We start from the raw sequence: 14,779 nt of genomic DNA, 5'->3' as shown, positions 1-14,779 counted from the left end.
TTAATATTTAGTCTGTTGCACGTGTTAAAGTGAGTAAGTGTGACGGTAAATTGTGAGCGAATGAGCACAATTTATGTTGTCTAGGTTGTTTTGTGTTCAATGCGTGCGATTCTGTAAGCGATAAAAAGCACTAAGTCAGCTTGTCTCTACACCTGAGATGAGATTATATAAAAATAAAATGATAGCGGACGTCTGATGAATTTAACTCTTATAGTAGCCGTCATCGCGGTGTGTTATGTGTCATTGCTGTTTATTTTGGCATGGGGTGCAGAGCGCTGGTTTAGTAAAATAAGTCAAAAAATTCAAGTGTGGATTTATGGTCTTAGTCTTGCTGTGTATTGCTCATCATGGAGTTTTTTAGGCACGGTAGGGCAATCAGCTACTGATTTATGGTCTTTTTTACCCATTTTTGTGGGTCCCATTTTAGTGTTTACGCTTGGCTTTGGCATGTTGCGCAAAATGGTGGTGGTGTCTAAAGCACAAAATATCACCTCGGTGGCCGATTTTATTGCCGCCCGTTATGGTAAGTCACAGTTATTAGCCGCGATTGTGACCCTTATTGCACTCTTTGGCATCATGCCGTATATCGCGTTGCAGCTTAAAGCGATGGTCTTTAGTCTTAATTTATTCCAGCCCGATGACAACCCATTAAGCCCCGTTGCAGTGCCGCTGTTAATCACCATGATCCTTGCCGTGTTTGCTATTTTATTTGGCACTCGAAAATTAGATGCGACAGAACATAATCCCGGCATGATGGTGGCCATTGCGTTTGAGTCGTTAGTCAAACTAGCCGCTTTTATCATTGTTGGCGCCGTGATCAGTTTTGGTTTTTTTGATGGGTTTGGCGATATTTGGCAACAAGCCTCTGAGAAAGGATTAATAGAAAATAGCCACTTGCGGCTTGAGTCATTTTTACCTGAACTATTTGTCGGTATGGCGGCATTTTTATGTATGCCAAGACAGTTTCACGTGATGGTCGTTGAGTGCGGCGGCGAACATATTTTAAAAAAATCACGTTGGATATTCCCCATATATTTAGCTTTGTTTGGTATGTTTGTTGCGCCTTTAGCGTTGGCTGGCAAAGTGTTATTAGGCGATTCTGTCGCGGCTGATACCTATGTAATCAACCTACCATTGGCACTAGACCAACCCTTTTTAGCCGTTATTGCATTACTTGGCACCTTATCCGCAGCGACGGGTATGGTGATTGTTGCGGTGGTCACCATCAGTGTGATGGTGAGTAACGAATGGCTCGTGCCGTTTTTGTTGCGCACAGGGCAGATCAGAGAGAAAAATTTTAGCCAGTTTTCGCAATTGCTATTAAACGTTCGACGTTTAGCAATTGTAGTGATTTTAGGCTTTGGTTATTTAAGTTATTTAACCTTGGCAGACAGCGATTCGTTATCACATTTAGGCATGTTGTCATTTGGCGCATTTTCGCAATTAGCACCGGCGCTGGTGGGTGGGCTTTACTGGAAACATGGTAATCGTACCGGGGTGTATTTAGGCCTCGCGGTTGGTTTTAGTTTGTGGTGTTTCATTTTGTTGCAAGGTGCGGGTCAAGCGCGATTAATTGGCGGAGAGTTTGATTTACTCAATGCTATTACCCCTAATGTTAGCGATACATTGATTGCGCTACTGGCTAACGTGGCGTGCTACGTATTAGGGTCTATTTGGTTTAGGGCGGGGGTTGCCGAGCGCATTCAAGCGAGTAATTTTGTTAAGCCCTGGGCGTTAAAAAAAGATGCGAATAAGCGCCAGGGTCCTATATCGCAACAAGATTTATTGATTTTAGCCAGCCGCTTTGTGAGCCCAACCCGTGCCTATGAAAGCTTTAGTCGCTTTTCACCCGACGCGGTTAAAAGTGACAGTTGGTATAAAGCGGCCCCAGAAGAATTAATTGCTCACACCGAACATATGTTATCAGGGGTGCTCGGTGCCTCTAGTGCGTCATTAGTGATGGATTCTGTATTACAAGGTCGCGATTTAGCTCTCGATGAAGTGTTTAGTTTGGTCGATGAAGCGTCATCTAAAATCATTTTAAGTCAGGACATGCTCCGCGGGGCAATTGAACACGCATACGAAGGGATGAGCGTTGTTGATAAAGACCTTAATCTGATGGCATGGAATTATCGTTATGCCGATTTATATCAATATCCTGAAGGCTTTTTACAGCAAGGTATGCCGATTGCCGATGTAGTACGTTTTAATGCATCGCGTGGTTTTTGTGGTAAAGGAGATATGGAAACCCAAGTTGCGGTAAGAGTGCAGCATATGCGTAATGGTACGCCGCATACCTCTGAGCGTGAGCGTAAAGACGGTAAAGTCATTAAAATTCAAGGTAACCCAATGCCCGATGGTGGCTTTGTAATGACCTTTACCGACATTACCCAATATCGCTTACAAGAAAAAGCACTGCTTGAAGCGAATGAAACTCTTGAGAGTCGAGTCAAAGAGCGTACTTATGAGTTGGCGATGCTCAACAGTGAGTTACTAGAGGCTAAGGCGCAAGAAGAGCTCGCAAATGCGTCTAAAACAAGGTTCTTAGCTGCGGTAGGCCACGATTTAATGCAGCCCCTCAATGCCGCTAGGTTGTTTACTGCGTCATTATCGCAATACCCTAATTTAGACCTTGAGGCTCGCACGACCTTAACCCATGTCAACAGCTCGTTAAAAACCGCTGGCGAATTGCTTACGGACTTACTCGATATTTCTAAGCTTGATTCAGGCATGGTTGATGTTAATCGTCGTGATTTTGCCGTGTCCGAAATCATTAACGGTTTATCGGTCGAATTTGATGCGATGGCGGGCGATAACCAAATTTCATTTTCGATGGTGCCTTGCTCGGCTACGGTTAATTCAGACCCATCATTATTACGGCGTATTTTGCAAAATTTCTTAACCAATGCTTACCGTTACGCCCGTGGCGGCAGAGTGTTATTAGGTTGCCGTCATCGAGGTGAATACGTTGAAATTCAAGTGCTGGATACTGGGTGTGGTATTGATGAATACGATACTCAAGAGATTTTTAAAGAGTTTAAACGCTTAAACCATCCAAGTAGTCGTAACGTGAGTGGCTTAGGGTTAGGCTTAGCGATTGCAGACAGGATCAGTAAAGTGCTCGACCATCCAATCCAAGTGCGCTCAGCGTTGGGTGTCGGGTCAATGTTTTCCATTATTGTTCCGTTAGGGCAAACAATCAGTCAGGTGGTAACAAAACCTATGCCGTCATTAATGCAGCCACTCGCAGGTATTAAAGTATTATGTATTGATAATGAAGATACTATTTTAGCTGGGCTAGACTCATTATTAAGCCGTTGGCAATGCGAGGTTATTTGCGCCACAGACTTAGCTGATGCGAGAATTAAGCTAGGGCTCAAAGGCGTTGCTCCCGATATTATTTTGGCTGATTATCATTTAGATGATGATAAAAATGGCGTGGATGCCATGGATGATATTCGTTCCCGTTATGGTGATCATGTCCCTGGAATTTTAATTACCGCCAATACTAATAAAGATTTAGTGGATGACATTGAACGACGCGGTTATCACTACATGGCAAAAATGGTTAAACCAGCGGCTTTACGCGCCTTAATTTCGAGCTTAGTTAAAAAATAATCTGAGGTGTACATGATCACTGCATACGGCGATAGCGTCTCTGGCAACTGCTACAAAGTGCAACTGGTGTTACATATGCTCAATATTGAGCATCAATGGCAAGAGATGAGTATTGCTAATGGTGATACACAAACCAACGCTTATTTAGCTAAAAACCCAGCAGGTAAAATACCGCTAATTGAACTTAACGATGGACGAGTATTGTCTGAATCAAACGCGATTATAGGCTATTTGGCGGCGGGCTCACCACTTATCCCAACTGATGAATTTAGCAAAGCCCAAATGTATCAATGGATGTTCTTCGAGCAATATAGTCATGAACCTTATATTGCCGTTGCCCGTTATATTCAACTGTATTTAGGCTTACCAGATGACCGTTTAGCCGAGTATCACTCTTTACATGCCAAAGGTTATAAAGCGCTCAATGTCATGGAGTCTACACTTTTACAGCAGCCATTCTTATGCGGTGAGCAATTTACCTTAGCGGATATTGCACTTTATGCTTATACCCATGTGGCACATCAAGGTGGTTTTGATTTAGTGGAATATCCGCACATCAGAGGCTGGTTAACCCGCATTACACAAATACCAGGCTTTGTTGCAATGCAGGCTTAAAGCTTAAACGGTGTTGTTTAGGTGTTTTGTTTGCTAATGTGAATTCAAGCGATTATGACATTACTGCACCATTACTGAGTAAGGTGTTAAATACCGAATAAGCAATAAATAACATAATAGCGCCAACCAAGGCATCAATTACACGTTGTATTTTCGGTTTACCTAGCCAGGGGACCAGTTTGGCGGCTCCAAACGCGAGGCTGTAAAACCACAACACTGATACCAATACAGTGCCTATGGCAAATGCCCATCGTTCATTGCCCTCAAACATGCCGCCCACACAGCCTAAAATCATCACGGTATCTAGGTAAACATGAGGGTTGAGTAACGTCACTGCCAGTGTGGTGCCAATAATGTGTTTACGGCTATTGGCTGCAGCTTCATGGGTTGTAACTTGATGTTGATTTCGCCATACGTTACGCAAAGAAATTGCGGCATAAACAATCAAAAAACTGATCCCACCCCAACCGATAATTAACATCAACCATTCGCAACTGGCGATGAGCTTACCGCCGCCAAAAATCCCGAGGCCAATCAAAATGACATCACAAAACATGCAAATGGTTGCCGCTAAAATGTGATGATTACGCTTAATCCCCTAGCTGAGCAAATAGGAGTTCTGCGCGCCAATAGGAATGATCATCCCAGCGCCGAGAATTAAACCTTGCAGTAATACTGAGGTAACTATGAGTGTCCTTATGACAAATTTGCTTGTTAATAAGCCACTAAAGTACTCATTGTTTATGTATAAGTTAAATTAATGATGGTGGCAAATCGATCCGCTAAGATGACAGTATTAAACCAAAAGGTGATTGCGCATGAGTAAACTCGATTACAAATTACTGCAAGCATTGAGTTGTGTGATTAAAGAGCAAAGCTTTGAACGAGCTGCCAATGTATTATGTTTGTCGCAATCTGCGGTGTCTCAAAGGATTAAACAATTAGAACAGCAGCTGGCTCAATCTGTTGTGATAAGAAGTCATCCAATCCGCGCTACGGCGTTAGGTCAGTAACTTTTAAGGCATTATTACCAAGTCGTGCAGCTAGAGGCAGAATTACTGCCAAGTGTGATGCCTAATGAGCCATTAACCCCGTTAACATTGCATATTGCCACCAATGCCGATTCTCTAGCGACCTGGCTTATTCCGGCGATTGCCCCTTTAATTAAAAAGCATCTATTAGAAGTCAATTTATTGATTAAAGATGAGGAACGCACCCTTGAACCAGGGGCTGATTACACTTTTTGACCAGCGCCAAAAATAATCTCTTCCCTGAAATCATCACTCCAACAAGCTCTATTGAATTTCTGATTCTGGCTTGTTTAGCGGGATGTAGCTTCACTAGATTTAATGCCCAGCGCCTTAAAATAGCCAGAATACTGGCACCATCTTCATCATACATCTTCTGCTTATCTTCTTGAAATAGTGTATCTAAAAGCCAATGCTGATTATTTTCCGTTTGCCAGTGAGCCCTAATCGCTGTACCAAAGGCTTCTGATGTCAATACTGCACTGCTGACATAAAAGTGTGTATCTATACTGGTTTTGTTACCCACTTTTCGATGACGCTCTACTGCGATTAATGTTTTTAATTGAGACAATTTCATTTTTATCTCAGCGGCTAAATTCAATGGACACTGAAACGTTATCCGTTTTTCAACTCGACCATGGCCTTTATCATCTTGCGTAAAGCATTCGGCATCTGGAGTATTTGTAATGTAATCAGCAAATTGTGCCTGTACTGCCTCGTACAGCTTGGGCTGATTACCTTTGACTTGCAAAATACAATGCCCACCTTCTTTGACAATATAATTAAGTGTTTGTGTCTGACAATGCAGCGCATCAAATGTCAGTAACTCAGACTTCAAATCAAGACACGTCAGCAATTCTTGAACGAGTTTGAGTTCACTCTTTTTGCTCGCACCTGATTTAGCGCTGAAGACTAAACCAGAGCCGGTATCATATGCAGTGACCATATGTAATGCTGCGCTTGAGGCTGATGCTTTGGCACCTTTAAGCACTTTCCAATCAATCGTAATAGAAGCAAGCCGATGCTCGTTGACCCAACTCAACAAGGCATCTAGCAAGGATTGCTTTGACACTCCTCTGAAGATGCGACCAATGCTCTGCTGGCTGGGAATACCATTAGCGAAGGGGCAATATTTACGCAGCCACATGAGTTTTAATGTCCCGAACTCGTGGCAATCGGCCCAACTTTGCGCACCTGATATCACTGCGCTCAGGACGAGGAAGCAGATATCAATGACATCATGTTCTTGATTTATATGGGAACGGCAATCAGTAATCTTATCGAGATGTTTAAGCATATTATGTATAAAGACAAAGAAAAAGAGCGCTATTTGATCACACAGGCGTGATCAATCAAGCTATTTTTTATCTCTTTGTTTTTAAAAAGGATGTATGAAAAGCGATCGAGTATGATCAGCCCCTGCCCTTGAACGACTCAAAGATGGCCAATCATTTGGAGCGATAGCTGTACAAGATGTGGCGATAAAAGGGTGCCAGTTAACGCGATTAGGCAAGATTAATTATATTGTTGTTGCGACGCCAGAGTTTGTTGAACGCTATTTTTGTGATGGGATAAATGCGCAAACGTTAATGCGAGCACCAGGGATAGCCTTTGATCACAAAGACAATATGCACACCCGTTTTATTGAGCAACACTTTGGTTTAGAAGAAGGCCAATACCCACTACACGCCGTTCGCTCATCAGAAGCCTTCATTAATATGGCTAAACACGGCGCTGCTTATTGTTTAGCGCCACAATTACAAGTTAACAATGAGCTAGCCAGTGGAAAATTAGTGCAGATCCTGCCAGATAAAGTCATTGAAGAGACACTGTATTGGCACCATTGTATTTTACTCAAGGGAATTTATGAAGAAGTCTCTGACGCGATCATATCCTATGCCCAGCAAGTATTGGCTAGCCATGACTAATAAATTTCTGCTTACTACCACTATCTTCAATACTGGCTGCAACGCTTACCATTGCTGAGGTGAGTTGCGTTAATTGCGCAGCACTAATCGTGTAAGGCGGCATAATATAAATGTATTTATTAAAAGGTCTTACCCAAACCCCAAGATCGACAAATGCTTGTTGTAATTGCGCGGTATTGACACTGCTTATCATTTCTATCACCCCAACGGCGCCCAACACGCGTACATCTTGAACTTGCACTAAATCAGTGGCACTGGCGAGCTCTTGTTTAAGCTGAGCTTCAATGGCGCTGACTTGTTGTTGCCAGTCGCCTTTAAGCAATAAATCTAAACTGGCAGTAGCTGCGGCGCAGGCTAATGGATTGCCCATAAATGTTGGGCCGTGCATAAACACGCCTGCAGGCGAGTCACTAATGCCGCTGGCGACTTCGTCACTGCAAAGCGTTGCCGCTAAACTGATATAACCACCGGTAAGTGCTTTACCCACACATAAAATATCCGCTTCAATGTTGGCATGTTCATAAGCAAAACATTTACCTGTACGGCCAAACCCTGTTGCTATTTCATCTAAAATCAGCAGTACATGATAATGGTCGCACAGTTGGCGAAGTTTGCTTAAATAAGCCGGCGAGTAAAAACGCATTGCGCCTGCGCCTTGCATGATCGGCTCTATGATCACTGCAGCAATATCTTGATGGTAATGGCTAAATGCATTCTCTAAAGCATCGATATCGGTTTGATTTAGCGGTTCATTAAATTTCGATGTTGGCGCGGGGATAAATACCTGTTTAGTGACATTATTGCCAAACATGGTGTGCATGCCGCCATCTGGGTCGCACACGCTCATCGCGGCAAAAGTGTCGCCGTGATAACCACTTTTAACCGTCATAATGCGTTGTTTTTGCGGCTTATCACGCCCTTGCCAATATTGCAGCGCCATTTTTAGTGCCACTTCAACCGCAATAGAGCCTGAGTCGGCCAAAAACACTTTGGTTAAATTGGTGCTAGTCATTTGCACTAAGCGTTTTGACACTTCAATAGCTGGCTGGTGGGTAATGCCACCAAACATGACATGACTGAGTCTTAAAAGCTGTTGCTGCATGGCTGCTAAGATGGTCGGATGACTATAACCATGCACACATGACCACCATGAACTGGTACCATCAATTAACACTTTGCCACTGTCTAACGTCAACTCGCAACCTTGAGCAGAAACCACTCCATACACAGGCAGAGACTGGGTCATAGAGGTATAGGGATGCCAAATATGTTGTTGATCAAAAGTATAATCGATAGTGGTATTTGTGTTTGAAAGTGCCATAATTATAGGTGCTCTTTTTTTAACCGCTTGTAAAGTGCGAAGTAGTCGCTGCGTTGACAGTTTACGGGCTCAGGGTATCCTAGCCAACATAAAATCAAAATAAAGGATTGATCCATGTCGTTAGCTGAAGTTCGTCACGATTGGCAAAAAGCTGAAATTGAAGCATTGTTTGCATTGCCTATGAATGATTTATTGTTTAGAGCGCACAGTATTCATCGTGAAACGTTTGACCCTAACGAAGTGCAGATCAGTCGTCTATTGTCGATTAAGACCGGTGCATGCCCTGAGGATTGTAAATACTGTCCGCAAAGTGCGCGTTACGACACAGGTCTTGAGAAAGAACGCTTACTTGAAATTGAAAAAGTACTCACTGAAGCTAAAAGTGCTAAAGCCGCAGGTGCATCACGTTTTTGCATGGGTGCCGCTTGGCGTAACCCACGTGACAAAGACATGCCATATTTAACCCAAATGGTAAAAGATGTGCGTGCCTTAGGTATGGAAACTTGTATGACATTAGGCATGTTGTCGCCTGAACAGGCCGAAAAATTGGCCGATGCGGGTTTAGATTACTACAACCACAACCTTGACACGTCGCCTGAATATTACGGTGATGTGATTACCACGCGAACTTATCAAAGCCGTTTAGACACACTAACAAACGTACGTGCATCTGGCATGAAAGTCTGTTCGGGCGGGATTGTTGGTATGGGCGAAAAAGCCACTGATCGCGCAGGTTTACTGCAACAATTGGCAAATTTAGAACAACACCCAGATTCAGTGCCCATCAATATGTTAGTGAAAGTTGCGGGCACACCGTTTGAAAAATTAGATGATCTTGATCCGCTTGAATTTGTGCGTACCATTGCCGTTGCGCGTATTTTAATGCCCAAGTCGCGGGTGCGTTTATCTGCAGGGCGTGAAAACATGAGCGATGAACTGCAATCGATGTGTTTCTTTGCTGGTGCTAATTCGATTTTCTACGGCTGTAAGTTACTGACTACGCCAAACCCAGAAGAAAACGATGACATGAGTCTTTTCCGTCGTTTGGGTTTACACCCGGAGCAGGGACCACAAGCTAATATTGAATCAGACAGTGCATTACTTGCTAAAGCCAGTGCTAAGCAAGATAAGTCTACCAAACAATTTTATGATGCCGCAGCACTGTAATTAGCCATGGCAAAATCAGACCTGTCAGTAAAGGATAACCATCCACTTGCTCTGCGGATCAATAATACGCTTGCGCAATTACACACGACGGGTCTTTTACGTCAAAGGCGAGTTAACGGGCTTGTTTCGCAAACCAAGATTATTGATTTTAGCCATAATGATTACCTTGGCTTATCTCAAGAACCCGCATTAGCTCAGGCTCTTTATCAAGGGGCACAACAATACGGTGTCGGCAGCAGGGCATCACCATTAGTCAGTGGTTACAGTGTTGCCCATCAACAGCTTGAACAACGTTTATGTGAGCTAACGGGACACCAGGCGTGTATGCTGTTTAGCTCAGGTTTTAGCGCCAATAGCGCATTGATGAAAACACTATTTAATGCAGATGACACCGTGATTGCAGACAAATTAGTGCATGCATCGGTGATTGATGGTTTAAAAGACAGCCAATGTAAAATTAGCCGTTTTTTACATAATGATCTTAGCAGCGCTGCGCGCATTATTGAACGCAATCCTGGCTGCGCTGTGGTGACTGAAAGTGTATTTAGTATGGACGGCGATATCGCCCCAATCACTGAACTTTCGCATTTGTGTCGCCAACATCATTGTTGGTTGATTGTTGATGATGCCCATGGCTTTGGTGTGTTACCGAATGACTTGGTTAATGCAGACAAGGTTGATATTCAAGTGGTCACTTTTGGTAAGGCCCTAGGCTGTCAAGGTGCGGCGATATTAGCCTCTCAAGATGTCATTGATTATTTGGTGGCGACAACGCGGGAATATATCTACTCAACAGCCTTGTCTCCTGCGAATGCTCATTTGGCGTTAGCGGCAATTAACTGGCAATACTCTCATCCGCAATTGTTAACCCAACTGTTGGCCAATATCGCGCTGTTTAGACAGGTCGCTTCACAAAATCAATTACCGTTAACTGAGTCGTTAACGGCTATCCAACCGATTATGGTTGGTGATAATCAGCGTGTGGTAGCCATTGCAAAGCAGTTAACTCAACAAGGTTTTTTGGTGGGTGCAATACGCTCACCTACTGTGCCTAAGGGGCAAGCGCGATTACGGATCACCCTCAATGCTCAGCACCAGGCTGACGATATTCGCGCCTTGGTTGCTGCACTCGCATCGCTGATGAATCACAATGATGCAGACACAAACACATCAGCACCTTTACACACATTGTAACGACATCAATTTGGATCAATGAGCAACCTCATGACGTTAGATAATCCACTGGCCAATAAGTTTTCAAGCGCAGCAACGCAGTACAAACAACATGATGTATTGCAGCGTTTAAGCGCGCAAAAGTTGTTCCAAAAAGCGGATCTATACGGCACGTTACTGGATGTCGGCGCAGGACCTGGTACTGATTTTGGTGCATTCTCTCACGTTAGTCAGGTTATTGCGGTCGATATTGCCCATGGCATGCTCACTGAGTTAACCCAACAATTTACAAATTATTTGCCTTTGTGCAGTGATGCGCAAGCTTTAGGGTTGCAAAGTGGTTCTGTAGATACGCTATATTCAAATTTAGCATTACAGTGGTGTCAGCAATTACCAAACGCTTTTATGGAGTTTCATCGTGTTTTACGCCCTGGCGGTGAATGCTTTTTGAGTATCGTTGCCGATGGCAGCCTAGCAGAATTAAACACTCTCGGTTTTCATGTAAACCAATTTCATTCTGTTGAGAGTTTAAAAGCCACTTTTTTATCCTCAAAAATGGCAATGGATAATTGGCAATATGTTGATGTTCAGCTTGAAAGCATTCAAGTGTATTTTGATGACTTACGCAGTTTATTGTATTCCATTAAAGGCGTAGGGGCTTCGTTTGATCAGCAAGGAAATGGTAAAAAACGGCCACTGTTAACCAAGCAGCAATGGCGACACCGGCTTGAGTTAGCTGAAACTCTGCGCACTGATAAAGGCATTCCTTTAACTTATCAAATTGCGTTTATCCGCGTTAAACGAGGCTAATCTTATGTTGTATTTCGTGACGGGTACTGATACTGACAGTGGTAAAACCTTAATCTCCGCCGCTTTGTTAGCTAAAGCACAAGGGCATAAGTGTGGTTTTAAACCCATAGCTTCGGGTTGTGCTATGACTGAAAATGGTTTACGCAATAGTGATGCGTTAATGTTAATGGCGCAATCTAATATGGGGCTTGCTTATCAAGAGATTAACCCAATCAGTTTTGAGCCCGCAATTGCGCCCCATATTGCTGCATCGCAAGTCAATAACGCGTTAAGTGCACAAGGCGTACTTGATGCGATGTTCCATCCGGCAATGGTTAATGCCGACTTTGCTTTGATTGAAGGGGCTGGTGGCTGGCGTTTACCGTTAGGTAATGGCGAGTACCTATCTGATACGGTTAAATTATTGCAGACTACGCTTCAACAAGAGACATCCACTTATGGCAATAATGTTCAGTTAACTCATGCTGTAACGAAAAACACGACACTTGAAGTCATTCTGGTAGTGGGGATGAAACTCGGCTGCTTAAATCATGCGTTGTTAACTCAAGAAGCGCTGCTAGCCGATGGATTGAGTATTGCAGGCTGGGTAGCAAATCAGGTTGATGCCGACATGGCGTTTATTGACGACAACTTGCAAAGTTTGCAACAGATGATGCAAGCACCATTTTTAGGTTATGTGCCACACCTTGACAATCCTAGCGCCGAAAATGCAGCAGGATATCTACAATTACCTCAATAATGATTAAATTAATAAAAAGCTCAGCGGTGCTTTCATCATAATGATTGATAACAACGCGGAGCTTTTTAGCGTTCAATAAGACCTTTATCGTTTAACTGGAGATTGGCATCACTCGGTTACGGCCAAGACGTTTTGCTTCATACAATAACTTGTCAGTCGCTTCAATTAATTGACCCACATTTTGTTTGGGTTTCCACTCTGCCACACCAAATGAAGCCGTAATCGAATCAATCACTTTGTCGCTACGACGGTCTTTTACACTGAGTTTTTCCAGTGCTCTACGGATCCCTTCGGCTAGCTGTCTTGCGACTCTCAATTGGCTACTAGGCACGAGAATGGCAAATTCTTCTCCACCATATCGGTACAGTTTTATGCCATCTCGACACGCTTCTTGAATACGTTTAGCAACGGTTTTTAAGACTAAATCGCCCAATTGATGGCCGAAGGTATCGTTAAAGTTTTTAAAGTGATCGATATCTATTAAAATCAAGCATGTACCGGTTGGCGATAAATCAATTTGTGCTTCAATATCGTGGTCAAATGCGCGTCTGTTTAAAATATTGGTTAAGGCATCAAATAACATGTCTTTTTCTGATGCAGCAAGACGTGTTTTGAGGGTATCAATTTCGGATTGGGCTTTTTGCAATTGCTCAGTAAAGCTAACCGTACTTGAGCGAATGCTGGACGATTCTTTTACAATACTTCTTACAACACCAATGACTTGTTCAAGCGAAAAGCCTTTGGTTTCCAAATCACTTAATTTCTTAAAGTCTTTATCCATTTGAGTCTGAAATGTCTCAGTGTCTAAATTGGTATCTCTAAGAGATTGTGACAATTCACATACCATCGCATCTAAGTTTTTACGCATGTCGCGTACATCAAGCTCGACAGGATCGGCCACATGCTTTCGATATAACAACTCGCTGGTAACTGGGGAGCATGTTTGATTCTGTTTGATTGCCGTGTCGAGTTCTTGATTTAACAATGGATTTTGCTCACCAACATAAGCGTACCAAAGCGCATAGTTGGTTGGAGTGGTAGGGATCCTGTATTTAAGCATTAACGGCACCGCTTTTTTCAAGTTGGCGGCAGCAGTTTGCAATAACGTGTTAGACATTAAGTGCCTCATGAATAGGGCGGTAAAAAGACATTAAGGAGATTAGTTATAATAGAATGAATAGTAGGACATTATCATTTTACTGATCACAAAAAAAGCATCCTAAGATGCTTTTATGACAATAATGTGTGCGGGTTAGAAGGCATATGAAACGGCAAACATAGGACCTGTGAAGCTGTAGCTGATTTTATGGTCGAAGGTTCTCATTTCATTGTTGTTCATCTTACGTTGCTTTTCTATCGTAATGTCTACGTCATAATAATTATAAGCGAGCTTTAACGACCAGTTGTCGCAGAACTTAGTTTCTACACCTAAGCGGACATCAATGAGTGATCCATCGACATCATCATAACTGATAGAGAAATATTGCGCATGCGCTGAGAAATTCCAACCATGATAAAACTCATAAGCCCCATAAATACCGACATTAGGCAGTGGCGCAGTAAGCGTATCATCTACCACCTCAGGCGTAGCGACGACATTATTACATAAGCTCGTGAGGGATGAGTCTGGTATGCATGTGCCTATCGTGCCTTTGAATACGGCTTCGACAAACATGGTGTGTAACCCAATCGAAACACCAACAGCATAATCTGTACCTTGCCAGATATCGTATCCGTAACCGATACGTAAAATATCAATATTTAATTCAGTGTTTAATTTAGCACCCACTTCGATTAGGTAATCTTTACCATCAATATCTTCAAGGATGAAATCTTGGCTTACGGCATTATTATCGGCTTTTCTGTCGAGAGATTTCCAATCTATAAAAAGGTTGTGGCGTTGATTGAAAGAGTAGGTGAGTTCGAAATAAGGGAGATATTGTTCTTCTGCGAGTAAAAATTCATCTTCAAAATCGATCGGAAACGATCCGCCGGTTTTAGGATTGGTAACCGCCATGTTGGAATCGGAGTTAGCATAAAACACCCCAATATCGAGGGCAAATTTATCCATTACTGACGATGTATTACTATTATGGCTACTCGCTGCGTAGGCAGTTTGAGTGCTTAATAGCATCACGACAATATAAAAAAGGGGCCTAATCATTGAAACTCCGCATTTATTATTTATTCTAGTGTTACAAGATATGCGTCTTCATATGATGCTGTTGCCGTATTTGAGGCTGAGTTTATTTTCCTTCGACAATAACCAATGTAGGGTTATCAAAATGTGTCGTCATAAAGTTCAAACAAAAAAATAGGACAAACTGTTCAGCAAACATATTAGCAGCTTGTAACTAAATGTGAAGTATTTGTATGTAAA

12 protein-coding genes and 2 pseudogenes are annotated in these 14,779 nt (G+C 42.8%); 9 read left to right on the top strand and 5 right to left on the bottom strand.

All coding sequences use genetic code 11. The features are described from left to right. Window positions 1-195: 195 nt before the first annotated feature. Together ACROAE_RS04415 and ACROAE_RS04410 are read left to right on the top strand one after the other, a co-directional pair. Window positions 196-3,618, top strand: a complete 3,423-nt coding sequence (locus ACROAE_RS04415; protein ID WP_432399729.1) for a hybrid sensor histidine kinase/response regulator — start codon at window positions 196-198, stop codon at window positions 3,616-3,618. A gap of 15 nt (window positions 3,619-3,633) precedes the next feature. Continuing rightward, entirely contained in the window at window positions 3,634-4,233 is a 600-nt protein-coding gene (locus tag ACROAE_RS04410; protein WP_432399841.1) for a glutathione S-transferase family protein, read from the top strand. A gap of 52 nt (window positions 4,234-4,285) precedes the next feature. On the opposite strand, the gene ACROAE_RS04405 is transcribed toward ACROAE_RS04410, so the two are convergent. Further along, window positions 4,286-4,828 carry a LysE/ArgO family amino acid transporter gene (locus ACROAE_RS04405; RefSeq protein WP_432399840.1) on the bottom strand — a complete coding sequence of 181 codons (543 nt, stop codon included), beginning with the start codon at window positions 4,826-4,828 and terminating at the stop codon, window positions 4,286-4,288. A 223-nt stretch (window positions 4,829-5,051) separates the two neighbouring features. Between ACROAE_RS04405 and ACROAE_RS04400 the strand changes: the two genes are divergently transcribed. Both ACROAE_RS04400 and ACROAE_RS04395 read left to right on the top strand, forming a co-directional pair. Then, the gene (locus ACROAE_RS04400; RefSeq protein ID WP_432399728.1) at window positions 5,052-5,246 is read left to right on the top strand and encodes a LysR family transcriptional regulator; all 195 of its coding nucleotides are present in this window, start codon (window positions 5,052-5,054) and stop codon (window positions 5,244-5,246) included. A 24-nt stretch (window positions 5,247-5,270) separates the two neighbouring features. After that, complete coding sequence (locus ACROAE_RS04395) at window positions 5,271-5,480, top strand: hypothetical protein (RefSeq protein ID WP_432399726.1); 210 nt, start codon at window positions 5,271-5,273, stop codon at window positions 5,478-5,480. Here the strand turns inward: ACROAE_RS04395 and ACROAE_RS04390 are convergent. Further along, window positions 5,468-6,558 (bottom strand): annotated as a pseudogene (locus tag ACROAE_RS04390) (ISAs1 family transposase). The gene ACROAE_RS04395 and the pseudogene ACROAE_RS04390 sit on opposite strands and share 13 nt — an antisense overlap. Window positions 6,559-6,697: 139 nt before the next feature. Here ACROAE_RS04390 and ACROAE_RS04385 point away from each other — a divergent pair. After that, window positions 6,698-7,189: pseudogene (locus ACROAE_RS04385) on the top strand (LysR substrate-binding domain-containing protein); the annotation flags it as partial. Here ACROAE_RS04385 and bioA read toward each other — a convergent pair. Continuing rightward, window positions 7,176-8,510 (bottom strand): adenosylmethionine--8-amino-7-oxononanoate transaminase, encoded by a 1,335-nt coding sequence (bioA, locus tag ACROAE_RS04380; protein ID WP_432399724.1) that lies wholly within the window; start codon window positions 8,508-8,510, stop codon window positions 7,176-7,178. The pseudogene ACROAE_RS04385 and the gene bioA overlap by 14 nt on opposite strands. 114 nt (window positions 8,511-8,624) lie before the next feature. Here bioA and bioB point away from each other — a divergent pair, with 114 nt between their 5' ends. From bioB to bioD, 4 genes are read left to right on the top strand one after another with little or no spacing between them, the layout of a single operon-like run. Then, window positions 8,625-9,677: a biotin synthase BioB gene (gene bioB / locus ACROAE_RS04375; protein ID WP_432399723.1), complete on the top strand. Its 1,053-nt coding sequence runs from the start codon at window positions 8,625-8,627 to the stop codon at window positions 9,675-9,677. A 6-nt stretch (window positions 9,678-9,683) separates the two neighbouring features. Further along, window positions 9,684-10,871 carry an aminotransferase class I/II-fold pyridoxal phosphate-dependent enzyme gene (locus ACROAE_RS04370; RefSeq protein ID WP_432399722.1) on the top strand — a complete coding sequence of 396 codons (1,188 nt, stop codon included), beginning with the start codon at window positions 9,684-9,686 and terminating at the stop codon, window positions 10,869-10,871. Window positions 10,872-10,901: 30 nt separating this feature from the next. Then, window positions 10,902-11,660 carry a methyltransferase domain-containing protein gene (locus ACROAE_RS04365; protein WP_432399721.1) on the top strand — a complete coding sequence of 253 codons (759 nt, stop codon included), beginning with the start codon at window positions 10,902-10,904 and terminating at the stop codon, window positions 11,658-11,660. 7 nt (window positions 11,661-11,667) lie between these two features. Beyond that, on the top strand, window positions 11,668-12,399 hold the full coding sequence (gene bioD / locus ACROAE_RS04360; RefSeq protein WP_432399839.1) for a dethiobiotin synthase: 732 nt from the start codon (window positions 11,668-11,670) through the stop codon (window positions 12,397-12,399). Between the two features lie 91 nt (window positions 12,400-12,490). On the opposite strand, the gene ACROAE_RS04355 is transcribed toward bioD, so the two are convergent. Next, window positions 12,491-13,516, bottom strand: a complete 1,026-nt coding sequence (locus ACROAE_RS04355) for a GGDEF domain-containing protein (protein ID WP_432399719.1) — start codon at window positions 13,514-13,516, stop codon at window positions 12,491-12,493. A 135-nt stretch (window positions 13,517-13,651) separates the two neighbouring features. Further along, window positions 13,652-14,563, bottom strand: a complete 912-nt coding sequence (locus ACROAE_RS04350; RefSeq protein ID WP_432399718.1) for a DUF481 domain-containing protein — start codon at window positions 14,561-14,563, stop codon at window positions 13,652-13,654. Window positions 14,564-14,779: the final 216 nt, after the last annotated feature.

The organism is Shewanella sp. MF05960 (assembly GCF_050849305.1).
Lineage (GTDB): Bacteria > Pseudomonadota > Gammaproteobacteria > Enterobacterales > Shewanellaceae > Shewanella.
This window is presented reverse-complemented; position numbering and strand designations above follow the sequence as displayed.